Annotated in this window: 22 protein-coding genes and 3 pseudogenes; 18 read left to right on the plus strand and 7 right to left on the minus strand. The window is 59.4% G+C overall.

Going from position 1 to position 22881, the window contains the following annotated elements:
• The first annotated feature begins 37 nt into the window (after positions 1-37).
• The 11 genes and pseudogenes from AACY36_RS10450 to AACY36_RS10500 form a co-directional block, all read left to right on the plus strand.
• A complete protein-coding gene (locus AACY36_RS10450; protein ID WP_339437683.1) occupies positions 38-1270 on the plus strand; it encodes a benzoate/H(+) symporter BenE family transporter in 1233 nt (410 codons plus the stop codon).
• Positions 1270-2109 carry a YggS family pyridoxal phosphate-dependent enzyme gene (locus AACY36_RS10455; RefSeq protein ID WP_065874177.1) on the plus strand — a complete coding sequence of 280 codons (840 nt, stop codon included), beginning with the start codon at positions 1270-1272 and terminating at the stop codon, positions 2107-2109. The genes AACY36_RS10450 and AACY36_RS10455 overlap by 1 nt, the downstream gene beginning before the upstream one ends.
• A 29-nt stretch (positions 2110-2138) precedes the next feature.
• Complete coding sequence (locus tag AACY36_RS10460) at positions 2139-3320, plus strand: aspartate aminotransferase family protein (RefSeq protein WP_339427442.1); 1182 nt, start codon at positions 2139-2141, stop codon at positions 3318-3320.
• A 26-nt stretch (positions 3321-3346) separates the two neighbouring features.
• The gene (glyA, locus tag AACY36_RS10465; RefSeq protein WP_339497049.1) at positions 3347-4612 is read left to right on the plus strand and encodes a serine hydroxymethyltransferase; all 1266 of its coding nucleotides are present in this window, start codon (positions 3347-3349) and stop codon (positions 4610-4612) included.
• 214 nt (positions 4613-4826) lie between these two features.
• Complete coding sequence (locus tag AACY36_RS10470) at positions 4827-5012, plus strand: DUF1203 domain-containing protein (protein ID WP_339437685.1); 186 nt, start codon at positions 4827-4829, stop codon at positions 5010-5012.
• Between the two features lie 223 nt (positions 5013-5235).
• Positions 5236-5459 (plus strand): annotated as a pseudogene (locus tag AACY36_RS10475) (LysR family transcriptional regulator); the annotation flags it as partial.
• A 166-nt stretch (positions 5460-5625) separates the two neighbouring features.
• The gene (locus tag AACY36_RS10480) at positions 5626-6060 is read left to right on the plus strand and encodes a hypothetical protein (protein ID WP_339497050.1); all 435 of its coding nucleotides are present in this window, start codon (positions 5626-5628) and stop codon (positions 6058-6060) included.
• Positions 6057-7517, plus strand: coding sequence for an ATPase domain-containing protein (locus AACY36_RS10485; protein ID WP_339416412.1), 1461 nt, complete (start codon positions 6057-6059; stop codon positions 7515-7517). The genes AACY36_RS10480 and AACY36_RS10485 overlap by 4 nt, the downstream gene beginning before the upstream one ends.
• Before the next feature lie 8 nt (positions 7518-7525).
• On the plus strand, positions 7526-8572 hold the full coding sequence (locus tag AACY36_RS10490; RefSeq protein WP_339497051.1) for a sensor histidine kinase: 1047 nt from the start codon (positions 7526-7528) through the stop codon (positions 8570-8572).
• Positions 8573-8678: 106 nt separating this feature from the next.
• Entirely contained in the window at positions 8679-9476 is a 798-nt protein-coding gene (locus AACY36_RS10495; protein WP_339416410.1) for a DNA/RNA non-specific endonuclease, read from the plus strand.
• A 1902-nt stretch (positions 9477-11378) separates the two neighbouring features.
• Positions 11379-11543 (plus strand): annotated as a pseudogene (locus AACY36_RS10500) (YeeE/YedE thiosulfate transporter family protein); the annotation flags it as partial.
• A 20-nt stretch (positions 11544-11563) separates the two neighbouring features.
• Here AACY36_RS10500 and AACY36_RS10505 read toward each other — a convergent pair.
• Genes AACY36_RS10505 through AACY36_RS10515 form a run of 3 tightly spaced genes read right to left on the minus strand, consistent with a single transcriptional unit; the run spans position 11564 to position 12351 of the window.
• A complete protein-coding gene (locus tag AACY36_RS10505; protein WP_339416409.1) occupies positions 11564-11863 on the minus strand; it encodes a hypothetical protein in 300 nt (99 codons plus the stop codon).
• A gap of 12 nt (positions 11864-11875) precedes the next feature.
• The gene (locus AACY36_RS10510) at positions 11876-12202 is read right to left on the minus strand and encodes a low molecular weight protein tyrosine phosphatase family protein (RefSeq protein ID WP_339416408.1); all 327 of its coding nucleotides are present in this window, start codon (positions 12200-12202) and stop codon (positions 11876-11878) included.
• A complete protein-coding gene (locus AACY36_RS10515; protein WP_339416407.1) occupies positions 12199-12351 on the minus strand; it encodes a DUF2986 domain-containing protein in 153 nt (50 codons plus the stop codon). Before AACY36_RS10515 ends, AACY36_RS10510 begins: the two co-directional genes overlap by 4 nt.
• A gap of 150 nt (positions 12352-12501) precedes the next feature.
• Here AACY36_RS10515 and panB point away from each other — a divergent pair, with 150 nt between their 5' ends.
• On the plus strand, positions 12502-13317 hold the full coding sequence (panB, locus tag AACY36_RS10520) for a 3-methyl-2-oxobutanoate hydroxymethyltransferase (RefSeq protein ID WP_339416405.1): 816 nt from the start codon (positions 12502-12504) through the stop codon (positions 13315-13317).
• Here the strand turns inward: panB and AACY36_RS10525 are convergent.
• Genes AACY36_RS10525 through AACY36_RS10535 form a run of 3 tightly spaced genes read right to left on the minus strand, consistent with a single transcriptional unit; the run spans position 13305 to position 16345 of the window.
• Complete coding sequence (locus tag AACY36_RS10525; protein WP_339416403.1) at positions 13305-14699, minus strand: aminotransferase-like domain-containing protein; 1395 nt, start codon at positions 14697-14699, stop codon at positions 13305-13307. The two genes, panB and AACY36_RS10525, sit on opposite strands and share 13 nt — an antisense overlap.
• Positions 14700-14754: 55 nt before the next feature.
• On the minus strand, positions 14755-15273 hold the full coding sequence (locus tag AACY36_RS10530; protein ID WP_339416401.1) for a DUF2569 domain-containing protein: 519 nt from the start codon (positions 15271-15273) through the stop codon (positions 14755-14757).
• A gap of 37 nt (positions 15274-15310) precedes the next feature.
• Positions 15311-16345, minus strand: coding sequence for an alpha/beta hydrolase family protein (locus AACY36_RS10535; RefSeq protein ID WP_339416399.1), 1035 nt, complete (start codon positions 16343-16345; stop codon positions 15311-15313).
• Positions 16346-16591: 246 nt separating this feature from the next.
• Between AACY36_RS10535 and AACY36_RS10540 the strand changes: the two genes are divergently transcribed.
• Positions 16592-17098: a hypothetical protein gene (locus tag AACY36_RS10540; RefSeq protein ID WP_339416398.1), complete on the plus strand. Its 507-nt coding sequence runs from the start codon at positions 16592-16594 to the stop codon at positions 17096-17098.
• 112 nt (positions 17099-17210) lie between these two features.
• On the plus strand, positions 17211-18566 hold the full coding sequence (locus AACY36_RS10545) for a hypothetical protein (RefSeq protein ID WP_339416396.1): 1356 nt from the start codon (positions 17211-17213) through the stop codon (positions 18564-18566).
• A 91-nt stretch (positions 18567-18657) separates the two neighbouring features.
• Here the strand turns inward: AACY36_RS10545 and AACY36_RS10550 are convergent, their stop codons facing one another.
• Positions 18658-20679 (minus strand): FIST N-terminal domain-containing protein, encoded by a 2022-nt coding sequence (locus AACY36_RS10550; RefSeq protein ID WP_339427446.1) that lies wholly within the window; start codon positions 20677-20679, stop codon positions 18658-18660.
• Positions 20680-21078: 399 nt separating this feature from the next.
• Between AACY36_RS10550 and msrA the strand changes: the two genes are divergently transcribed.
• From msrA to AACY36_RS10570, 4 genes and pseudogenes are all read left to right on the plus strand, one after another.
• Positions 21079-21585 (plus strand): peptide-methionine (S)-S-oxide reductase MsrA, encoded by a 507-nt coding sequence (gene msrA, locus AACY36_RS10555; RefSeq protein WP_339416393.1) that lies wholly within the window; start codon positions 21079-21081, stop codon positions 21583-21585.
• 5 nt (positions 21586-21590) lie between these two features.
• Positions 21591-21989, plus strand: a pseudogene (locus tag AACY36_RS10560) (ABC transporter substrate-binding protein); the annotation flags it as partial.
• A gap of 138 nt (positions 21990-22127) precedes the next feature.
• On the plus strand, positions 22128-22430 hold the full coding sequence (locus AACY36_RS10565; protein ID WP_339427447.1) for a type II toxin-antitoxin system RelE/ParE family toxin: 303 nt from the start codon (positions 22128-22130) through the stop codon (positions 22428-22430).
• 1 nt (position 22431) lies between these two features.
• Positions 22432-22800, plus strand: coding sequence for an addiction module antidote protein (locus AACY36_RS10570; protein WP_339416392.1), 369 nt, complete (start codon positions 22432-22434; stop codon positions 22798-22800).
• Positions 22801-22881 lie beyond the last annotated feature (81 nt).

Below are 22881 nucleotides of genomic sequence, written 5' to 3' on the forward strand. Positions count from 1 at the left end.
ACGGCCTGATCCATTGTCCAGCAAGGAGCCAAGACTTATGCCCTCTACTCAATCCCAGTCGTCCCTGCGTCTGCGGGATGTGCTGCACCCGGTGGTTGCCGGGCTGATTTCGGTGATCGTCAATTACGGCGGCACCTTTATTCTGGTGTTCCAGGCCGCCAAGGTTGCCGGCCTCAGCCCTGAGCTGACGGCGTCGTGGGTCTGGTCGGTGTCGATTGGCGTCGGTGTGACCGGGTTGTTCCTCAGTTGGGTGAGCCGCGAGCCGATCATCACCGCCTGGTCGACCCCGGCGGCGGCGTTCTTGATCGTTGCCCTGGCGACCACGCCCTACGCCGAGGCGATTGGTGCGTATTTGATTTCAGCGGCGGCGTTCGTGCTGCTGGGTGTATCCGGCTATTTTGAAAGGGCTGTGCGCCTGATCCCGCCTGGCGTTGCGGCGGGCCTGCTGGGCGGCATTCTCTTGCAGTTCGGCATCGGTGCATTCGCGAGCATGACGGTCGACCCGCTGCTGGTGGGGCTGCTGATCGGCGCCTACATCGTGTTCAAACGCTTGAGCGCACGCTACGCGGTGGTCGGCATTCTGGTGCTGGGGCTGGGCTTTTTGCTGATGCAGGGGCGAGTGGATTTTTCCGGACTGGCGCTGGCGTTCGCCACACCGGTATTCACGCGGCCCGAGTTCTCGCTCAATGCGTTGCTGAGCGTGGCGTTGCCGCTGTTTCTGATCACCCTCACAGGGCAGTACATGCCGGGCATGCTGGTGCTGCGCAATGACGGCTTCAAGACCAGCGCCAACCCGATTCTCAGCGTGACCGGGCTGGGTTCGCTGCTGATGGCGCCGTTCGGCTCCCATGCGTTCAATATCGCGGCAATCACGGCGGCGATCTGCACCGGCAAGGAAGCGTCCGAAGACCCTTCCAAACGCTGGATCGCCGGGGTTGCGGCAGGGGGGTTCTACATCCTGGTGGGGATTTTTGGCGTAACCCTGGCGGCGGTGTTCATGGCCTTTCCGGCGACGTTCATTACCACCCTGGCCGGGCTGGCGCTGCTCGGCACCATCGGCGGCAGCCTGGCCAATGCCATGGCGGACGTCAAATCCCGTGAAGCCTCGCTGATCACCTTTCTGGCGTGCGCCGCCAACATCACCTTGCTTGGCATTGGCGGCGCGTTCTGGGGCTTGCTCATCGGCCTCGCGGCGTATGCGGTACTCAATGGGCAACTGCCACGTCGTGAAAAAACCACTGCGGTGACCACCAAGGGAGCGACCCGCTGATGACTGGGCAAGCCGAACACCTCACCACGCTCCACGCCGACCATGGTCGCTATCCGCAGGCGGTCAGCGTCGAGGACTTTCGTCGCAACCTTGCCGCTGTGCAGCAACGCATCATCGATGCTTGCCACCGTGTCGGGCGTGACCCGGCCACCGTGCGGTTGCTGCCGGTCAGCAAGACCTTCGACGAAGCCCATCTGCGCCTGGCCTATGCCGCCGGTTGCCGCCTGCTCGGCGAAAACAAGGTGCAGGAGGCCCAGCGCAAGGCGCAAGCCATGAGCGACCTGCACGACCTGCAATGGTCAGTCATCGGCCACCTGCAAACCAACAAGGCCAAGCAGGTTGCGCGTTTTGCCAGCGAATTCCAGGCGCTCGACAGCCTGCGCGTGGCCGAAGTGCTGAACCATCGGCTGCAGCTCGAAGGTCGGCAGATGGATGTGTTCGTGCAGGTCAACACCTCGGGTGAAGCCAGCAAGTACGGCCTGGCTCCCGAGGATGTGGCGGCGTTCATCGCGGCGCTGCCGGCATTCCCGGCGCTGCGGGTTCGCGGGCTGATGACCCTGGCGCTGTTTTGCGCCGACGTGGTGCGGGTACGCCCCTGCTTCGTGCGCTTGCGTGAATTGCGCGACCGCTTGCTCGCACAGGTGCCCGAGGGCGTGTCGCTGCAGGAGTTATCGATGGGCATGTCGGGCGACTTTGAAATTGCCATTGAAGAGGGTGCAACCGTGGTACGCGTCGGCCAAGCCATCTTCGGTGCCCGCGCCATGCCCGATGCCTATTACTGGCCCACGGCCGACGCCAGACCGCGCAACGACGACGAGTTGCCGGCGCTCGCCCCTTAACGTTGATTGATCTTTATAGGAGGCCTGCAATGTCCGCTGCACCCGCTTACCTGATGCACACCTCGTCCCGTCAGCCGGTTTCGTTCAGCCGAGGCCTGGGCGCCCGCCTGTGGGACACCGACGGCGTTGAATACCTGGATGCCATCGCCGGCGTGGCCGTGACGAGCCTGGGGCACGCCAACCCGGAAATTGCCGCCGCCATCGCCGAGCAGTCCACGCAGTTGCTGCACACCACCAACATGTTTCGCATCCCGTGGCAGGAGCAACTGGGCGAGCGGTTGTGCCTGTTGTCCGGCATGGAGCGCGCGTTTTTCTGCAACTCCGGCGCCGAGGCCAATGAAGCCGCGCTGAAACTGGCGCGGTTGCACGCCCATGCCCGAGGCGTGGCCCAGCCGCAGGTGCTGGTGATGGACAACAGCTTCCACGGGCGCACCCTCGCCACGCTGGCGGCCACCGGCAACCCGGCGGTGCACGTCGGTTTCGAACCGTTGATGCCCGGCTTTGTGCGCGTGCCGTACAACGACATCGAGGCGATTCGGGCGGTCGCGGCGCGGTCACCCAACATCGTTGCAGTGCTGGTCGAACCGGTGCAGGGCGAGGGTGGGGTGCATGCGGCGTTCGCGGGCTACCTGCAAGGGTTGCGCGCCCTGTGCGATGAACACGACTGGCTGATGATGATTGATGAAGTGCAAACCGGCATGGGCCGCACCGGCGCCTGGTTTGGCTTTCAACACGCGGGCATCGAGCCGGATGTCATCACCCTGGCCAAGGCACTTGGCAACGGCTACCCGATAGGCGCATGCCTGGCGCGGGGCAAGGCCGCCGAGCTGTTTTCCCCCGGTCACCATGCGTCCACGTTTGGCGGTAACCCGCTGGCCTGCCGCGTGGGGTGCACGGTGCTGGACATCATGCAGCGTGAGCACCTGCCACAACGCGCCGCCGCCAGCGGCCGACGCCTGCTGGCCGCGCTCAAGCTGGCGCTGGGCAACCATCCCGAGGTGGTGGCCATTCGTGGTATCGGCTTGATGGTCGGCGTCGAACTCAACCGCCCGTGCGGCGAGCTGGTCGACCGCGCCCGTGAAGAACAACGCCTGCTGATCACCGTCACCCGTGGCACCACCGTGCGCCTGTTGCCCGCACTGATCTGCGATGACACACAGATCGACGAGATCGCCGCACGTGTCATTCGCCTGCTGTCGCCCGCTGTTTGAATTTGTTAACCAAGGACGCTCCCACCATGTACGACTCAACGCTCACCCTGGATGCCTTCGACCCTGAACTGCGTGAGGCGATTCATAACGAAGCGCATCGCCAGGAAGACCACATTGAGCTGATCGCGTCGGAGAACTACGCCAGCCCGCTGGTCATGCAGACCCAGAGCACGGTACTCACCAACAAGTACGCCGAGGGCTATCCCGGCAAGCGCTACTACAGTGGTTGTGAATACGTTGATGTGGCCGAGCGGCTGGCGATTGAGCGGGTCAAGACCCTGTTCAACTGCGACTACGCCAACGTGCAGCCTCACGCGGGTGCGCAGGCCAACGCGGCGGTGTTCCTCGCGTTGATCAACCCCGGTGACACGGTGATGGGCATGAACCTGGCCCAGGGCGGCCACCTGACCCACGGTAACCCGGCGAACTTTTCGGGCCGGCATTACAAGATCGTGCCCAACGGGCTGGACCCGAAAACCGGTTTTCTCGACTACGACGAGATGGAACGAATTGCCCTGCAGACGCGCCCGAAAATGTTGATCGGCGGCTTCTCGGCGTACTCGCGCTACAAGGACTGGGCACGCATGCGCACCATCGCCGACAAGGTCGGCGCCATATTCTGGGTCGACATGGCCCACGTCGCCGGGCTGGTCGCCGCCGGCGAATACCCGGACCCGCTGCCCCATGCGCATGTGGTCACCAGCACCACGCACAAAACCCTGCGCGGCCCACGGGGCGGTTTGATTCTGTCGAAGGGCCAGGACGAAGCCTTCTACAAGAAACTCGATTCGGCAGTGTTTCCCGGCGTGCAGGGCGGCCCGCTTATGCACCAGATTGCAGCCAAGGCCGTGGCGTTCAAGGAAGCGCTGACGCCCGAGTTCCGCGTCTACCAGACCCAAGTGGTGATCAACGCCCGCGCCATGGCGGCGGTGCTGCAAAAGCGCGGCTACAAGATCGTCTCGGGCGGAACCGACAACCACATGATGCTGATCGACCTGTCCGACAAGCCCTACACCGGCAAGGACGCCGATGCGGCATTGAGCAGCGCCTACATCACCGCGAATAAAAACTCGGTGCCGAATGACCCACGCTCACCCTTCGTGACCTCCGGCTTGCGCATCGGCAGCCCGGCGGTGACGACGCGGGGCTTCGGTGTCGAGGCCTGCGAGCAAGTGGCAGGGTGGTTGTGCGACGTACTCGACGCCCTGGAATATGGCGACAGTGACAAGGTCGGCCACCACGTGCGCGAACAGGTTGTCGCACTGTGCCGGCGTTATCCGGTTTATCGCTGAATGGGTTTGGGGGGGCCGTGTGGACGGCCCCTGATTCACTTCTTTGCCGAAAAGGACGCTCATGCAGCCTGCTTCCAGCTTTATCAGGCGTTCGATCTGGGGGAGTGGGTGCGTCGTGATGATCTGCCGGAGATTGATCCCGGTGAGCCCGAAAGTCACAGCGCGTGGTACTTCCCAAAAAATGATCTCAATTTGACAGCTGGTACCCGAGTCTATGCGAATCCGCCTGCTATCACTTCGCGCTTTCACTGATGATGGGATGATGCTCGACGCCGACGTCGCTGATGGAATAGCAATAGAACCTGTCGTTACCCGGATGTTTGCCAATCCAGAGGTTAGTTACATACACGTTCACAATGCCAAGCAGGGTTGCTACTCCGGGCGAATAGATCGGGCTTAGTCACCGCAGGTCTTCGTGGCTCATCTTCGATTTTTCTGGTCACCAAATGGCCGGTATTGGCCGTTTGAATTCGGCAGAAAGCGGAAGTCATTGCTTACCCATCGGACGCCTCGCTAATGGTGAGGACAATCGCCTAAATCGATGTCCGGGACCAGCAGACCATTGCAATGGGTGCCCAATCCGTGCCGTCGGGCGCTGCTGCGCATCAGCATTCCCACCACCTATGCCCAACAATGAGTGCATCCAGTACGAACTGCCGAGCAATGGTCGCCGCATCACGTGGCTATTCCAAGTGGACGGCAAGGCGCAGGAATATGCGGGGGAGGCGGGCTACAGTTGCTCTGACGATGTACTGGGCGGCTTGACCCTGGCCACACGCATGGGGCGGTGTTGTTTCAGACCTACACATTTATTGTCGAGCAGGCGCTGGCAAACGGCAGTCTGGTGGGGGGCTGGTATTGATCGGCGTGGCGCTGGTGATCGCGTGGGCGGCACGTGATCATGGTTTTAAGCCAGGGCGACGGACCCATATAGAGGCCATGGCTCATTAAAACTACGGTCGACCGGCATAGGGTGGAGGCTGGGACCTCAATTCATCAGATATTAGCCTGTCATGTCCACGCTAAGCGAAGAGAGCCGCCAGATCGTAGCGTCTCTGGCGTACCGTGTTGGTCCCACCGCTAATATCGCAGGCATCGCCGAGGCGATCATTTCGATATTGCAGGACATGGACGCAGCACTCACGCCCATCATCGGGCAGCAAGGGGTTGTGGCGCTCTTGCGCCGCAGCCTGCTCCTCAGCGCCTCGAAGCACACTCGGCTGGCCGGCACGTACGAACGTGTACAGGTCACGCCGGACCTGATCGGCCTCAAAACTGTATTGATCGAGCAAAGCGAAGCCGATGCGCTGTTTTTCGGTGAGGTGCTGCTGATCACCTTTTACACGTTGCTGACCTCGCTGATCGGGCCCTCGCTGACCGCCCAGTTACTGCGCAACGTGTGGGAACCTTCTTTGAGCGACACCCCTTTGCAGGAAAATTCGCCATGAGCTCCAAAGTAACTATCAACCGCCTGGCTACCGGTGTGCCAGGGCTGGACGAGGTGCTGGGCGGAGGATTGCCGGAATTTTCGTTCAACCTGATCGCCGGCCCACCTGGCTGCGGCAAGACCACGCTGGCGCATCAAATGATGTTTGCCCTCGCGACCCCTGAACGCCCCGCGCTGTTTTTTACCGTGCTGGGCGAGCCGCCGCTGAAGATGCTGCGTTATCAGCAGCAGTTCGACTTTTTCGACAATGATGTGATCAACCAGTCGATCCGCTATATCAACCTGGCCGATGACACCCTGGCCGGTAATCTGGATGAAGTGCTGCGGCGCATTGTCAGCGAAGTGGAGGCACATTCGCCGTCGCTGGTGTTTGTCGATTCCTTCCGTTCGGTGGTGCTGGCCAGCCAGACTCAGACCAACCCCAACAACAACCTCCCGCAGTTCGTTCAGCAGTTGGGCATGTTGATGACGACCTGGCAGGCGACCACCTTCCTGATTGGCGAATATTTCACCGAAACCGACACCAACCCGATCTTCACCGTGGCCGATGGGCTGATCTGGTTGCGTCAGAGCGTCGAGCGCAATTCGATGGTGCGCAAGATGGAAATCATGAAGATGCGCGGCCAACCGACCTTGCCGGGGCTGCACACCTTCCGTATCGCCACCTCCGGCATCAAGGTCTTCGCGCCCGCTGCTATCGACCCGGTCGGGACACCGATGGCGCTGCCTATCCAACGCCTCAAAATGGGCGTGCCACGTCTTGACGAGATGCTCGGAGGCGGCCTGCCCCGGGGCTACTCACTGTTGGTTGCGGGGCCTTCGGGGTCGGGCAAAAGCATTCTGGCGGCGACGTTTCTGGCCGAGGGTGCGCGCAATGGCGAAACCGGTGTTATTGCGGTGTTCGAGCAACGGCCCAACCGCTCGCAAAACGCCACACTGATCGACCTGATCAACTGTGGCAAAGTCAGTCTGGTGGACAGCCGGGCGCCGGACCTGTCGATTGACGAAATCGTCCAGCAGTTGCTCGGTGAAATCAGGCGCATGAACGCCACGCGGGTGGTTATCGATTCGTTGTCGGGCTTCGAGTTGGCCTTGGCGCCGACCTTCCGTGCGGACTTTCGTGAGTCGTTGTCGCGCATGGTCACGGCGTTGACCCGCGTCGGCGTCAGCGTGTTGATGACTTCGGAACTGGAAGACCGCTACACCGACCTGCGCTTCAGCCCCTACGGCACGGCGTTCCTGACCGATGCGATCATCGTGCAGCGCTACATTGAAGTCCGTAGCCGCCTGTTGCGCATCATGGCCGTGGTCAAAGTGCGTGCCAGTGCCCACTGCGATGAGTTGCGCCAATACCACATCACTGACGATGGCCTGCAGATCGGCGAGATGCTTCCCGATCAGGAGGGGCTGCTCGGCGGGTGCCCGAAGACCCGGCATACAGGGCGTGACAATGTTTGAGCTGACTCATGAGTGACCGCGCTGGAGAGGGGGAACGTAAGGTAGCCAATGCTGCCCACGAACTCTTCCTGCTCGGCCGCAAAATCGTTGAAGCCCGTGCGGTATTGGCTGCGCTGCAGGATCAACTGAGTGACGCGAATAATCGTCTGGAAGACGCCCAGCACGTCGAGCAACTGATCGAAGCCAATCAGCAACTGGTACTGGCAATACTCCTGACGCAATCCGACGCAATCGCGGCGCCTCAGGTCGAGGAGCTGCTGCTGTTCCAGGAGCTGCGCGAGGCGAATGCGCAATTGGTGATCGCCGCGCTCAGCGCCCAGGACCTTCAGGCCACGGTCGAGCTTGCACTGGGCCAGCAGAAAAGCATCCTGGCGATGGTCGCCCATGAACTGCGTAACCCGCTGACGCCTATCAGCCTGATTGCCGAGCGCATGGTCAGGCTGCCCAGCGACCAACTGCCGCGCATGCGTGAGTTGATCGAAGGCCAGGTCCAGCATACTTCACAACTGGTCGACGACCTGCTGGATGTCTCACGCGCCAGCACCGGTAAGCTGCGCATCCAGTGTCGCGAGGTGGACATGCTGCGCATCTTGAATGCCGCGGTCGACGCGTGCAGCCCGGTGATGATCGCGCGAAATCAGCAGTTCGACGTGGCGTTTCCCGACGCTAGCCTGATCATGAGCGGTGACCCCGTGCGGCTCGCGCAGATCCTGCACAACTTGCTGGGCAACGCGGCCAAGTACACCCAGGCCGGTGGCAGAATCTCGATGGTGGTCACCGTGGAGGCCGAGCAACTGAGGATCTGCATTTCCGATAATGGCATCGGCGTGACCGCCAAGGCCCTGCCGTTCATTTTTGATCCTTATGTGCAAGACGCCCACGCCATCGGTTTCAACAGCGCCGGCCTGGGCATTGGCTTGACCGTCGTGCGCGAACTGGTCGAAGCCCACGGCGGCACGGTCTCGGGCAAGAGTGATGGGCATGGCAAGGGCAGCGAATTTGTGGTGGTGCTGCCCCTGACGGCGGAACGGGGCGAACGCGCGGCACCAAACTGATTTAGGAGGGTCCATACATCCCGCACGATTGTCTGTGGTCGTGCGCCTGTAGGTTCCGAGCGTCGGAACCTGTCGTCCGTTTTACCCTCAGCATAAGATCTAAAGCATGTACCTACGCAACATTGCAGTCGGGCTGTCTGCCCTTGTTTTGCTCTCTACCGCAGTAGAAGCCCGCAACCTGGCAAACCCCTACACCCCCACCGAGCAACGCGCTTCATTTGAGGGTTGCGCTGATCTTTTCCCTGCCAATACGCCGATCAAAACCGCCACCATCCCTGCGTCAATGACACCTCTGGCGCTGTGTTCCGACACGTTTGCAGTGCTGTACTCGCAAACCAGCAAGACGCCGCTGGTGGTGGTCGAACGCCTGAATGCGGCGCAGTTGAAAGAGGCGAAAGGCGAGGAGCGTACCAACCAGTTCTACCCCGACCCACGCATCCCCAAGGCTGGGCGTGCTGAGTTGAGTGACTACCGCAGCCAGCACCCGGCTGTGGACCGCGGCCACCAGGCCCCGGCCGCCGACGCACCGGATGCCCACGCGATGGCCCAATCCTTCGCACTGTCGAACATGGTGCCGCAAGACCCCACCAACAACCGCAAGATCTGGAGCAAGGTCGAGGCCGACGTGCGTAAGTTTGCCAAGCGTGCTGGCGGTGATGTGTATGTATTCACCGGTCCGCTGTTCGACCCGGGCCACGGCACCATCGGCGACAACCACGTCTGGGTGCCGACGCGGCTGTTTAAATTGGTGTACGACGCCTCAAGCAAGCGAGCCTGGGCGTATGTGCTACCCAACGCTAAGACGCGCCTCCAGAAGCCGATGGACTACGACAGCTTTGTGAAGAGCACCGGCCTCAAGTTGCTGGGGAATCTTCCGGTGTCGGGGTCGGTGGGGCGGGGTTGACCGACGCCTCTGGCACGGCGGGCGCAGCACCCAACCGCAACAGAGACCAAAGGTGGGAGCTGTCGAGCCCTGGCGAGGCTGCGAAGGCGGCGGTAATGCCAGCATTTTCATCACCTGATCCACCGCTTTCGCAGCCTCGCTAAAGCTCGACAGCTCCCACAGGAGATTTGCTGTGTTGGTTGGATTCCGGTCTTGGCAGCGGACGCAATTTCAGCAGCGATAAAGCTCAAATGTGGGAGCTGTCGAGCCCCTGCGAGGCTGCGAAGGCGGCGGCACTGCCAGCATTTTCATCGCCTGACCCACCGCTTTCGTAGCCTCGCTAAAGCTCGACAGCTCCCACAGGGGATTTGCTGTGTTGGCTGAATTCCGGTCTTGGCTGCGGGCGCAATTTCAGCAGCGATAAAGATCAAATGTGGGAGCTGTCGAGCCCCAGCGAGGCTGCGAAGGCGGCGGTACTGCAAACATCTCCATCGCCTGACCCACCGCTATCGCAGCCTTGCTAAAGCTCGACAGCTCCCACAGGGGATTTGCTGTGTTAGCTGAATTTCGGTTGTGGCGGCGGGCGCAATTCCAGCAGTGATAAAGATCAAGTGTCGGAGCTGCTGTGTTGATTGGATTTTGGTCTTGGCTGCAGGCGCAATTTCAGCAGCGATAAAGCTCAAATGTGGGAGCTGTCGAGCCCCAGCGAGGCTGCGAAGGCGGCGGCACTGCCAGCATTTTCATCGCCTGACCCACCGCTTTCGTAGCCTCGCTAAAGCTCGACAGCTCCCACAGGGGATTTGCTGTGTTGGTTGAATTCCGGTCTTGGCTACGAGCGCAATTTCAGCAGTGACAAAGATCAAATGTGGGAGCTGTCGAGCCCCAGCGAGGCTGCGAAGGCGGCGGTACTGCCAGCATTTTCAGCACCTGACCCACCGCTATCGCAGCCTCGCTAAAGCTCGACAGCTCCCATAGGGGATTTGCTGTGTTAGCTGAATTTCGGTTGTGGCGGCGGGCGCAATTCCAGCAGTGATAAAGATCAAGTGTGGGAGCTGCTGTGTTGGTTGGATTCCGGTCTTGGCTACGAGCGCAATTTCAGCAGCGATAAAGATCAAATGTGGGAGCTGTCGAGCCCCGGCGAGGCTGCGAAGGCGGCGGTATTGCCAGCATTTTCACCACCTGACCCACCGCTATCGCAGCCTCGCTAAAGCTCGACAGCTCCCACAGGGAATCTGCTGTGTTGGTTGGATTCCGGCCTTGGCTACGAGCGCAATTTCAGCAGCGACGAAGATCAAATGTGGGAGCTGTCGAGCCCCAGCGAGGCTGCGAAGGCGGCGGTACTGCCAGCATTTTCAGCACCTGACCCACCGCTATCGCAGCCTCGCTAAAGCTCGACAGCTCCCATAGGGGATTTGCTGTGTTAGCTGAATTCCGGCCTTGGCTACGAGCGCAATTTCAGCAGCGATAAAGCTCAAATGTGGGAGCTGTCGAGCCCTAGCGAGGTTGCCAAGGCGGCGGCACTGCCAGCATTTTCAGCACCTGACCCACCGCTATCGCAGCCTCGCTAAAGCTCGACAGCTCCCACAGGGATCGGCGGTGTTGGTTGAATTCCGGCCTTGGCTACGAGCGCAATTTCAGCAGCGACGAAGATCAAATGTGGGAGCTGTCGAGCCCTAGCGAGGTTGCCAAGGCGGCGGCACTGCCAGCATTTTCAGCACCTGACCCACCGCTTTCGCAGCCTCGCTAAAGCTCGACAGCTCCCACAGGGATCGGCGGTGTTGGTTGAATTCCGGCCTTGGCTACGAGCGCAATTTCAGCAGCGATAAAGCTCAAATGTGGGAGCTGTCGAGCCCCAGCGAGGCTGCGAAGGCGGAGGTAATGCCGACATATTTTTTCGCCTGGACCCAACACTCTCGCAAAGGGATCGGCGGCCTGCTGCTCGGCTACGGTTCGCGCCTGGCCTACGGCTGTTACTTCCAGCGGCATCGTCTTGGGCAGCCTGTATGGCTGGGTATGGTCGGTGGTGGCGTTAATCGGCAACAGCGTGGGGTGCGGTTGCGGCCGCTTTTCTTCGTAGGTGAGCGTTAGCAGGTGGCGTTGAGCAGTTGCTAAGACTTGAAGGCATCGCAGTTGTCTTCAGGCGCTCCGAACAACTCATCGTGAGCGTCCATTGCTTCTATCAGGCTTGCGTACGATTGGCTACGTTCACTGGGTGACATCTCAATCAGCAGTTGTATCAGTTGTTTATCAAAGAAAGCTTGGTTGGCGGTCGTCATGGGCAGGCGAAAGAAATCCGTACTCTGCACCGTGTACAGGGCTGTTTTAAGGTTCATAAAGCACACATACCGCACTGCCGCGGTATCAGTCAGTCGGCGCCAAGTGATGATTTGCTGGTAACTGTCGTTCATTGATCTTCCTTGTCATGTCGCGAGGTAAGGCTCCACCACATCTTCCAGCAGACTCACTAGTTCCAGGTCCATGTAGCGAAAATCGTCGGGAATATCCAGGCAGTGCAACGGCTTATGCTCCAGCAGACGGGCGTAGTCGGCCTGTAGGCGCTGCTGGTGTTTGCGCTCCATGACGAAGATCACGTCGGCCCACTGGATGTCCGCCGGGCCGACGGTTTTGCGTGCGTTTGGGCTGGTGCCTGCCGAGCGCACATTGAAGCCGGGGCGACGGCGCCAAATCACTTCTGCCGTCGGGCTGCGCCATTTGTTGCGGCTGCAGATGAATAGCAGGTTTTTCAATCTTGCTCCAACGCTTGAACCGCTTCAGCCGCCAGCTTTTCCCGGTCTGCCTTGCTGACGTACGTATCTTTTTTCTTCGGCGCCAATTTGGCGCTGGCCTTTTTGGCCTTGGCCTTGAAGAGCTGCTTGAGTTTTTTCTGGCGGTTCATGTCTTTCTACCCAGGCTGTACAGGCTCGGGATGATACCAGCTTAAAAACCGACGCCATTCCCTGAGTCGCTTTTTAGCGCCAATCTGTGTATTGAATCGCCCTCCCTTTTGCCAATAATCGGGTCCTCCAGCGCACAACGGACGACACTGATGAGCATCCACACCCGCACCAAACGCATGACCGTCCCGCAACTGGTCGCCATGAAGGGCCAGCAGAAAATCGTCTCCCTGACGGCTTACTCCAGCGCCATCGCCAAGCTGATCGATCCTTTGGTCGATTTCATCCTGGTCGGTGATTCCACGGCCATGGTCGGGTACGGCCGCCCCTCGACCTTGAGCATGCAACTTGAAGAAATCATCGGCCACACCCGGGCCGTGGTCGATAGCACGCGCTTGGCCTGTGTGATTGCCGACATGCCGTTTGGCAGTTATCAGGAATCCAATGAACAGGCCTTCCGCAATTGCGCCCAGGTGCTGGCGCGCACCGGCTGCGACGCCGTCAAGCTGGAAGCCAACCAGGCGTTAGCCGGCACCGTCGAGTTTCTGGTGGCGCGCGGTGTTCCGGTGATGGCGCATGTGGGGCTGATGCCGCAGTTCGTCAACGTGATGGGCGGCTTCAAGGCTCAGGGGCTCACCGCCGAAACCGGCGCGCGAATTGCCAAGGATGCACGGGCCAATCTGCAGGCGGGTGCGTTCAGCCTGTTGCTCGAAGGGGTGGCAGAGGGCGTGGCCCGGCAGATCACCCTCGACTCGGCAATGCCCACCATCGGCATCGGCGCTTCACCGGCCTGCGACGGCCAGGTGCTGGTGACTGAGGATGTGCTGGGCCTGGGCGGCGAGCAGATGCCGCGTTTCGTCAAACAATACGCGGACGTGGGCGCGGTGATCCGCGATGCCTGCGAACGGTTTGCCGAAGACGTGCGTCACGGTCGTTTCCCTGAGGCGCGGCACTGCTACGGACTTTGACGAATTGCCCGGGCCAGTTGCTCCACGGCCTGGGCGATGTCTTTGCTCCAATCGAGGGTAAAGCTCAGGCGCACATGCTGTTTCCAGGCACCTTGCTGGCTGAACAGTTCGCCGGGGGCGATGACGATGCGTTCCGCCAGCAGGCAATCGAACACGCTCTGCATGTCGACCAGACGCGTGGCTTCCAGCCAAAAACACGCGCCACCCTGCGGGATCTGCACTTCAAAGGCACCCTTGCCGTGTTCGTCCAGCAGGCCTTTCAGCCGGGTCATACAGTCCTGCAACAAGGCCCGCAGCGTGTGCAGATGCGGGTCGATGCGCTTGGAAGTGAATAGCTTGGCAATCGCCTTCTGGCGGATCGGCGACAGACGAAATGCCCGCGCCAGGAACGCCTGCTGCAACTGCGCCCCACACCCACGGCACAGCACATAGCCGTAGGGTGCCTCCGAGCCGATCACCTTGTCTAAGGTCGAAAACACCAGCAGTTTCTGCGGGTCGGCAACGTCGCGATAGCGGGCCGGCCGGGGCGCGAAATACAACTCGCCGTAGGTGTCGTTTTCGAACAACCAGATATCCCGCTGCGCCAGCCATTGGCAGATCTGCTGTTTATCCTCAGCCGGCATGCGGCTGCCGTGGGGAATGTTCACGGTGGATGACAGCACCGCCAGGCGAATGGGCGCGTGCTTGAGCAGTTGATTAAGCGCAGGCAGGTCGAAGCGCCCGTCGGCGTCAAGGTGCAGTTCGATTACGCGGATGTTCGCGGCTTTAAGCTGGCGCAGGATCGCCCACGAGCACGGAGACTCCACCAACGCCACTGTGCCCGCCAAGCCCAGGGCGTTCAGCGACAACGCCAGCACGCTATGCAGGTCCGCGCCGACATAGACCTGATCGGCCTGCCAGTAGTTGTCAGTGGAGCAGGTGTAGCGCTCGGCCAATGCAGCGCGCAGCTCCGGTTCGCCAAAGGGCAGGTACAACGGTGTCAGTGAGCGCGGGTATTGGCGGGCAATCTCCCGCTCAATCATCAGCAGTGGGTTTTCCAGCGACATCAGCATGGCCGGTGCGTCGCTGCTCAGGGCCAGCATGCCCGGCTGGCGGGCATTGGCAAAGACCTGATCGAGCAGGCTGGGTGCGCGCTCAGTTGAGACAGCCGTCGGCTGCAGACGGGTGAAGTAACCGAACTTGGGCCTGGCGTATACCCGTCCTTCATCCTCAAGGAGCGCGTAGGCGTACTTGGTGGTCGACACCGATACGCCGAGGCGCTGCGCCAACTGGCGCAGCGACGGCAACTTGTGGTCGCCTTGCGAAGGGCTTGCCTCAATCAACTCGACGAGGTAGCGGTACACCGCTTGATAGGCGAACGGGGCGTCTTTAGGTGTATCCATAACCCTTTGCGCCGCATGACTCGCCATTGCAGGGAGCAAGGGGCAGCGTGCTCTGTTAAAGGTTGACGACGGTGCGAGTGTCAGCGCTCTCAGGCTTATGCTCTACAAACGTTGCCTGTACCCGCTTGGATACCAGCATGTAAGGCACCCAGATAAACAAGCCAAACAATGCCCGGACCATTTCTTTTAGTGTGTTGCCATCGAACAGCGGCTGATTCACCAGGACAAACGAGCAGATCCAGGCATCGAGCGGAATGAAAATCACCGAAAAAACGACCGTGGCGATATAAACCTTGGGGAACACGTAATGCTTCCTGAGGAACAGGTAGACCAAATAAGCATAGGTAGCAGCCAGTAGTACGTTGACGACTGTTTCTGAAATCAGAATCGGCGCCCATAGCGGGTTATACAAGGACGATCCCTGCGTGGTCACAGCAGTAAAAGTGCCATTTGCGAAGATGGGGTAATACACGGCGAGAACGTTATAGCTCAGGCGGATAACCGATATAAACAGGCCTATTCCAACGAGCACGAGCCAGCCTCCTAACCCTCTCAACTCTTTGCTCTCTTGCATGTTGCACTCCGTGGGTGAGTAAGGGTTCGAATTTTAATTATTTGCTGAACGATTGCCGCAGAAACGTAGTAATCAGTCCTACCACCTGTTGTTGGATCTCTACTCTGGGTCGGGCCCCTTCACCATCGCGGCAAATCATGCCATCGCCTGGCGAGTCCTCTTCGATCAACGCCATACCGCCCGGCTTGCAGGTCGACATAAAGCTGAAGTGAGTGGCGTCTGCGATCTCTACGTAGTGTGTTGATGCTTCAGGCAACCGCTTGACCATATCGGTGGACTCCAGGTTGGGGTCCATATCCTCCGTTGGCACGCCCCCCGCAATTACCAGTGCCGGCACCGGCAGTGCGGCCAGGCTGGCGTCGGTGAAGCCGCGCGACAGGCCCAGGTCCAATGTCACCACGGCGCCGACGCGTGGGTCGCGCAGGGTCGCGGCCAGTTGGGCCTTCGCAGCCGGTGTCTCGGCCGGTTTGATCTGCTGGTAGCCGATGCAGCCGCCCAACTTCGGGTGTGCATTGCAGTCGCGGGCGAAGAGGTCCGGGTCGAAGCGTGCACCGGCAATTTCCATGGCAGTCCATCCCCCAATAGAGTGACCCACCACGGCGATCCGGTTTTTCGCCACCGCGCCGAACTGCTTAGGCTGAGCGATCACCGCATCGATGGCCCGGCTCAGGTCTTTGGTCCGTTGCCATAACTGTGCGGCAGCCTGCGGGCTGCGGTCCTTGCTGGTGGTGCCGGGATGGTTGACCGCCGCCACGATGTAACCCTGATGGGCCAAGGCGCTGGCCAGCCACACCTGGTTGCCCCAGTTACCGCCGTAACCATGGGAGAGCACCACCAGCGGGTGTTCGCCGCTTTGCGCAGGCGCGTCGGGCACCGCGAGGGCGCCGAAGAACACTGCGTCGTCACGGATCAGCTCGGGTGTAGTGGCGGCGGCGGTGGGGTACCAGACGACCATTTGCAATGGGCGCTGCGTATCAGGGACGGTGACGTTTTTGAAGCCGATAGGTGTGGTTTCGGCGAATACAGGCGCTGCCAGGATAATCAGCAGCAGTGCGGTGAGGGTGGTTTTCACAGTTTTTATCGTCCTTGATGTGAGGGCCGCATCATGCCTTGAAACAAGGAGTTTTAATAGAGGTGAGGCGGGATTAGGAAGTTGCTGACGTATTCCTACTTTTAAGTATGACGGCGTTGTCCTTCGTTATTTTAGGAAGTGGGTGGCTTTATTCGGTTAATTAATCGTGCAATGGTGCGGGTGTGAATCTTACAGTTGGATTGATTTGAACCTTACGTGTTAACTCCTGACTCTATGGTGATAATTATGAAAAGCTTGATTGTGTTTGTTCGTAGTTCAGGCCCAAGCAAATATCTGCTCGCATTGGTTGCTGCTTTGGTGATTTTCATTAACGAAGTCGTGCAGGCGCAGGAAAGGTCTATTCCTAAGTCTGAGGCGCCCGGCCCCGTGCTCGTGTTATCTAATTCCGATACCAGTCCCGGTGTAGGGTTCGCAAGTTTCAGTATTGTGAGCTCTGATTTTCCACCGGGGACTCTCGTTGACCCCAAACAGTTAGTGGAAGTGCAATGGAATACGACTTACTATCCTGAAAGTATCATGGAGGATGTGAAGTTGTGCTACTCGCGCCCCTTCAGTTCTCAAGAGGACTGCAGGAAAATTCTTCCAAACTCTTCCGGAACACTGTCGGACTTCAATGTTCAGTCGTTCGGTAATGGCTCGCGTGTCAGAATCTATCATGATGTATACGGGGGGACGCCCCGCTATACTCGGCCTGCGGGTGCAGACTCAGTGGTATTTAAATACAGGTACTAACTCAGTGGAAGCTGCTGGGGATTAAGTTGCTTCGAGTTTATTTTTAAATAGATAACCAACGTATATCTAATGCCGGGTAGCTTCGGTTTGCTCCTGGGCTGGGAGAACATCCATGATCACTGTTCAACCTCAGGCATCCGCATCCTACGGGCGCATGACAACAAGTAGTTCCGTCAGTGCCGTTCCGTTGTCTACGGTTCCACACGCTAACGATCAGACGGCTGTGGCGTCAGCTACGATCCGTGACGTTACTAGCAGCACCGTCTCAATCCTGGCTCGTCAGCTGAGCGAAGCCGCAACACGGGCTGAAACCCGGGCCGGCCAGATGAGCGCCAACCCACTCCATTCGATTACGGGTGACCATTACCTCGCCAATAAAGCCCAGCACGATACGGAAACCCCCAGCACCGAAAACCCGGAGCTCCTGGCACGGGCGCGGCACGCCACTGGTTTCGTCAACGGTACGGACAGCAACCCGTTTAAAGAACTCGCGCGCAATCAGCTCAGCCTGATTGTCGGGGATGACGGTGGCTCCTTCACCGTCAATGAACGACGTGCAGCGTGGGAAGCGCTGGCATCAACGGCGCCCAAGGTCGCCACCCAGTCGGCCCCAGCTTCCGTTAACGGCCGCGACCTCATGATTTCGCGCTTGTACAACGGCAATGAACCCCCCGTTGCCAAGCCACCGGCCACTGTCTACAACGGCACTCAAAACCACGCCGATTTCCTCAACCGTGATGACCGTGCCTTGATCTCGGATATGTACGCCTATGCAAAAGCGGAAGGTGCGGACCTGTATTTCGTAGATCGAGTGGCCATAGAACTCGGCACCTACCGTCATTACAGTGACGGCCTTCAACTTGGGGGGAGCAACGTTCGCTATGACTGGGACGGGTTCCAGGTGACGTTCGACTACAAGCCAGAGGACGCCGCAAACGCGTCAAGAATCCTGGAGGGCTCGGCGATCAACAGCACCCGTCTCGACCAGGGCTTTTTACGATACATCCTGAGTCCGAGCCAGGGAACGTTCTCCAATATTGGGGGCATACCCTTCCTGGAGCGGATGGTAAAAAAATTCTCCAGTGAAGGCGCTGATCAACCTCCACTGGGCAGCGAGTTCGCCACCTTCAAAAGAGCCAAGCGCGAGGACCATGTCGTTCAAACCACGGACAAGAACATAAGGCTCGCGCCCTTCAAGGCACTTACCGAAACCGTGAATGGTGTCTGGCACCTCACCGAACACGGCAAGACCGCTGGCTATTTGATGGATAAGTCCACCGGTAGGCTGTACAAGCCCACTGATCCTCTAAGCGATCAAGTGCAACAGCGCTCGCCCTTGAATATTCCTGCTGGCGAAGCGCCCAACAACACCTTGCTCGACGCCCTGGCAGACACCCGCGAGCAGCCAACAACACGTTGGATCTGGCCCGGCCATCTGTTCAAACTGATGAAAAACTTCAAACCCTGAAGCGCCACTGTCCACCAGCCACTGCAAGCGCATTTTGCTGATGCGCATTGCAGCCCAGCCGACTCAGACCCCCGCGCCTTCCGCTTAAGGCCTACGCGTGCGTAAGCCCCGTCAACGTATCCGCAAGGGTCTTCGTGCGTTGCGCTGTCCCCTCAGTCGCACGGCTTGACGCCTCCAGTGCGTCGAGCATTTCGCGCAGCGCGCCCACCCCGGTGGACTGGTCCTCAATCTGCTGGGCAACACGCTGGATCTCGCTCGACAGCAGGTCGATATCCACACCAATCTCCGCCGCATTCTTACGCGTGATCTCTGCCAGTTTGCGCACTTCGTCCGCCACCACTGCAAAGCCCCGGCCGAGGTCGCCCGCGCGCGCCGCCTCGATGGCGGCGTTGAGCGCCAGCAGGTTGGTCTGCCCGGCGATTTGCTGGATCACTTGCACAATCGACTGGATACGCAAACTTGAACCCGCCAGGGTGCGTGCACCTTCCACTGCGACATCTGCCTGGCTCGACAGCCCCTCCACCGTCGCTCCAGCCTGGGCAGACACGCTGTTCTGCCGGTCAATGGTGCCCACCAGATCATCCATCGACGCATGCAACTCACCCGAGTAATGCTTGAGCTGCGAAGCAATGTCCTCCTGCTGCCGCTCGGCTTGCGCCAACACTTGGCCCAAGTCTGCCAGGCCTTCGAACACCGGCAGGATATTGCGGTCCAGCCCACGGGTATTCAGGGTGTCGGTGAAGTCTTTGTTCTTGAACGCGTTAATTTGCTTGACCACCACATGGTTCAAGCCCGCCAGTTTCTTCACCTGCCGGCGCAGGAAAAACGCCTTGAACTCGCCATAATGGGCGATGAAATTGTCGACGTACTCGTCATTGAAACTGACGCCTTTGGCCACCCGAAAGAAGAAAATCGCGGTCAGCGTCTGGTTCAGGTTCAGCCCCAGGATTTCACCAAAGGTCGAAAACCCCGCCAGCGGCACATCCCCAAACGTGCCGGCCATGCTGCCCAGTTCGGCGCCGTTGTTCAGCCGGCGCAAAATGCAGTCATTTAGAATACCCGCCACCGGCTGGCCACCCTTGCCGCGCAAAAATTGCTCGTAGTCCAAACGCGTTGCCTCACGCAACGGCGTACGCCGCACCATCACCAACTCTTCACCGGGTGCCACGTCGCAAAACAGCTGCACGATCTGCTGCTCATAGTCGATACGCGCGATGGAGCGCACGAACAACTCACTGCCCACGCGGATGGCAAACGAGTAGTCCGCCAGCTTCGATTCCAGCGCCTGGGGCGTGCAGTTGAACGCATCGCACAGCGCTTGCACCATGCTCTTGATGTTGCCGCTGCTGTCGATCACCTGGTCAATCGTGCGGTCCTCTACCGACGCGGTCAGCACACTGAAGGTCAAATCCGCCGGCTTGAAATTCTGGCTCTTGAACACGCCAAAGCGCACTTGGGCTGCCGTCTTCAGGAACACAATCTGCGCATGGTTCTGATAACTGCGCTGGCCGTCGTGAATCAGCGTCTTCTGGAAGTCCGACTTGCCCCCGGCCGACCCGCCCACGAATAAACACGGAAAACGCCCGGACTCATACAGCGCCTCCATGAAAAACGACTCCGACGCCGACAACCCGTCAAACACGACATAGGCCAACGTATCGCGATGATCGATCTGCGTATGCACCTGCACCCCTTTGATATTGCTTACCAGCTTGGCAATCCGCTCCTGCATCCCCAGGCGCTTGCCGCCACTGCGAATGTCCTCACACTCCAACGGCACCATCACCACCTCGGCGGCAGCGATCACGCTGTCGTCGAACAACTGCAGCACAATCCGGTCCCAGCGTTCGCCAGTGGCGCAGTAAAGCGTCTTGGCTGCGTTGCACAACTCGCCGGCAGTGGTGCACAGGCTGATGGTGCTTTGGGGAAAGCGCCGCTTGAGCTTGGCGGCTATTTGGTCGATGTCCAGATGCGGGGAGATGAAGCCGGTGATAAGCGTCGGGCTGATGCGCAGGGTGGCTAAAGACGGCTCCAGTTCGTTGGCGGTGCAGGTGAGCGTGGTGGTGCCTTGACGGTCGGGCCGGGCTTTTTTGAGAAGGGCGAGTGGGTTCATGGTGGGGGCTCAATCGGGAGGGGGCGCAGGGTATTGGCATGCGGTTAATAAGGTTATCGGCGGGAGGGGGGAGGGCAGGAGGGGAGGTTGGCGGGATGCGACAGATGGCCGCATTTGGCCTGCGCGGGATGCGCGTGAGCTACGGCAGGGGCCTTGCCTGGAAGCCTATGACTAGCCCTGTAGATCTTGATGAGTGGGTGACGCACGTGAGAGATGCGTCGTACCGATCCACCCGACACTGATCTCAGTGAGAAGTATGTGAAGCCGCTGGGCCTGCCAATAGTGCGTGACCTTCGAGAGCAGTGGTTTTAAAACCGGGATAATCTGCCGCTCAACCTTGGTATTGGCCAACACAACCCCATAACTACCCCTGTATCCATTGAGCTTAAGGGGCAGACCATGACCAACCAAACCGAAACCGCCATCCTCGCCGGCGGCTGCTTCTGGGGCATGCAAGACCTGCTCCGACGCTATCCCGGCGTGCTACATACGCGCGTCGGCTACACCGGCGGCGATGTGCCGAATGCTACTTATCGCAACCACGGTAACCATGCCGAAGCGATTGAGATCGTTTTTGACCCGGCTGTGATTACGTATCGGAAGATTCTCGAGTTCTTTTTCCAGATACATGACCCGAGCACGCCTAATCGGCAGGGGAATGACCTTGGGCCCAGCTATCGTTCGGCAATTTATTACCTCAGCGAAGCGCAGAGGGGCATTGCCGAAGATACAGCAGCAGACGTTGATGCTTCTAAGTTATGGCCGGGGCGTGTGGTAACTGAAATTGAGCCGGCGGGGCCATTTTGGGAGGCGGAGCTTGAGCATCAGGATTATCTGGAGCGGATACCGAATGGGTATACCTGCCACTTCGTGCGTCCGAACTGGAAGCTGCCGAAGCGTGCGTGATGATGGCCTTCGGTACCTGGGAACGCTATGTGTCGCTGCAGGAAAAAGAGGGCAGCACCTTGATCCGCAACGCCATGGGCCTGATGAACGCGCCGACCTGCATCGTGGCGTACGAGCCGGCCCTGGCGCAAAAAAGCGCGATCATCGCAGACTTCATTGCGCGCCTCACCCGTGCTCGGGCGTGGAGCAGCATGCACGTCGATGAGTACGCCGAGGCGTGGTGCAAGGCCAACCAATCGGCGCCGGAAATCGCCAAAGTGTGGTTCAAGCGCGATGCGATCAAAGTGCTGCCGATCTCGCCAACGATTGTCAGCGAGGCCCAGGCCACGCCGGAATTCCTGGTGGATGCGCAGATGTTGAAGCAGCGGTATGACGTGGCGCCGTTGTTTGATCGGGTGCTTTAAACGCAGAGGAAATGTGCGCTCATAGTATCCACCGGATGTTTGTGCAGGTGCTGGACTAGGATTTTTCTTCCGGAGCTCACCGGAAACAAAATTCCACTGGTATCGGCAAGAAGTAGCCAGTAGGCTACAAGTGATGCTGTGACCAATTTAGTCGGCAGGACGCCGGAGTTTGATACATGGCTCGACGGTATGAGGGATATTTGGGGGAAAGCGGCGGTGCTGACCCGCCTGGACCGAGCTGGAGAAAACAATTTTGGAGATTGTGAATCGGTAGGCGACGGCTTGAGTGAAATGCGTGTGTTTGTCGGGCCCGGTTACAGGATTTATTTCGTGCGTACGGGTATCACCGCTTACCTGATGCTGTGGGGAAGCGATAAAACCGACCAGAAGAGAGGAATCAAGCGGGCGAAAGAGATTCTTGATGCCCTGAGAGGTAGATGAAATGAGCGAATCGAAATTCAAACCCGAGGATATGCCGATCCTCGATCTTGATACGTCCGGTACCCGCGTCTATGAAGCTTCGCGCTTCCTCGACAGCCCGGACACCATCAGTGCGTATCTGGCGCAAAGCATGAGGTCTCAAGACCCACAGGTACTGATGAAGGCACTTGCGGAGGTCACCAAAGCCCAGGGCGTGAACAAGGTGGCCGAGGCGGCGGGGGTTAATCGCGAGAGTCTTTACAAAACGCTGAAAGGCGGATCAAAAACGCGCTATGAGACGATCCAGAAGCTGATGATGGCGTTAGGGGTTGAGCTGACTGTGCAGCCGATTGCGATCCAAAAAACACCGGCAGTCGTCCGAAAACCTTAATACGAAAACGCGCACTTCAGCACGAAGCAGTTCGAGTCTGGGAGCAGGCAAGCCAGCTCCCATATTTATTTGCGTGTTTTT

This window comes from Pseudomonas sp. EA_15y_Pfl1_P101 (assembly GCF_963970835.1).
GTDB lineage: Bacteria > Pseudomonadota > Gammaproteobacteria > Pseudomonadales > Pseudomonadaceae > Aquipseudomonas > Aquipseudomonas tritici.

What these genes read in the sequence shown, in the direction of transcription:
- AACY36_RS10450 (WP_339437683.1), top strand. Translation starts at nt 38, where the DNA reads ATGCCCTCTACTCAATCCCAGTCGTCCCTGCGTCTGCGGGATGTGCTG.
- AACY36_RS10455 (WP_065874177.1), top strand. Translation starts at nt 1,270, where the DNA reads ATGACTGGGCAAGCCGAACACCTCACCACGCTCCACGCCGACCATGGT.
- AACY36_RS10460 (WP_339427442.1), top strand. Translation starts at nt 2,139, where the DNA reads ATGTCCGCTGCACCCGCTTACCTGATGCACACCTCGTCCCGTCAGCCG.
- glyA (WP_339497049.1), top strand. Translation starts at nt 3,347, where the DNA reads ATGTACGACTCAACGCTCACCCTGGATGCCTTCGACCCTGAACTGCGT.
- AACY36_RS10470 (WP_339437685.1), top strand. Translation starts at nt 4,827, where the DNA reads ATGCGAATCCGCCTGCTATCACTTCGCGCTTTCACTGATGATGGGATG.
- AACY36_RS10480 (WP_339497050.1), top strand. Translation starts at nt 5,626, where the DNA reads ATGTCCACGCTAAGCGAAGAGAGCCGCCAGATCGTAGCGTCTCTGGCG.
- AACY36_RS10485 (WP_339416412.1), top strand. Translation starts at nt 6,057, where the DNA reads ATGAGCTCCAAAGTAACTATCAACCGCCTGGCTACCGGTGTGCCAGGG.
- AACY36_RS10490 (WP_339497051.1), top strand. Translation starts at nt 7,526, where the DNA reads ATGAGTGACCGCGCTGGAGAGGGGGAACGTAAGGTAGCCAATGCTGCC.
- AACY36_RS10495 (WP_339416410.1), top strand. Translation starts at nt 8,679, where the DNA reads ATGTACCTACGCAACATTGCAGTCGGGCTGTCTGCCCTTGTTTTGCTC.
- AACY36_RS10505 (WP_339416409.1), bottom strand. Translation starts at nt 11,863, where the DNA reads ATGAACGACAGTTACCAGCAAATCATCACTTGGCGCCGACTGACTGAT.
- AACY36_RS10515 (WP_339416407.1), bottom strand. Translation starts at nt 12,351, where the DNA reads ATGAACCGCCAGAAAAAACTCAAGCAGCTCTTCAAGGCCAAGGCCAAA.
- panB (WP_339416405.1), top strand. Translation starts at nt 12,502, where the DNA reads ATGAGCATCCACACCCGCACCAAACGCATGACCGTCCCGCAACTGGTC.
- AACY36_RS10525 (WP_339416403.1), bottom strand. Translation starts at nt 14,699, where the DNA reads ATGGATACACCTAAAGACGCCCCGTTCGCCTATCAAGCGGTGTACCGC.
- AACY36_RS10530 (WP_339416401.1), bottom strand. Translation starts at nt 15,273, where the DNA reads ATGCAAGAGAGCAAAGAGTTGAGAGGGTTAGGAGGCTGGCTCGTGCTC.
- AACY36_RS10540 (WP_339416398.1), top strand. Translation starts at nt 16,592, where the DNA reads ATGAAAAGCTTGATTGTGTTTGTTCGTAGTTCAGGCCCAAGCAAATAT.
- AACY36_RS10545 (WP_339416396.1), top strand. Translation starts at nt 17,211, where the DNA reads ATGATCACTGTTCAACCTCAGGCATCCGCATCCTACGGGCGCATGACA.
- AACY36_RS10550 (WP_339427446.1), bottom strand. Translation starts at nt 20,679, where the DNA reads ATGAACCCACTCGCCCTTCTCAAAAAAGCCCGGCCCGACCGTCAAGGC.
- msrA (WP_339416393.1), top strand. Translation starts at nt 21,079, where the DNA reads ATGACCAACCAAACCGAAACCGCCATCCTCGCCGGCGGCTGCTTCTGG.
- AACY36_RS10570 (WP_339416392.1), top strand. Translation starts at nt 22,432, where the DNA reads ATGAGCGAATCGAAATTCAAACCCGAGGATATGCCGATCCTCGATCTT.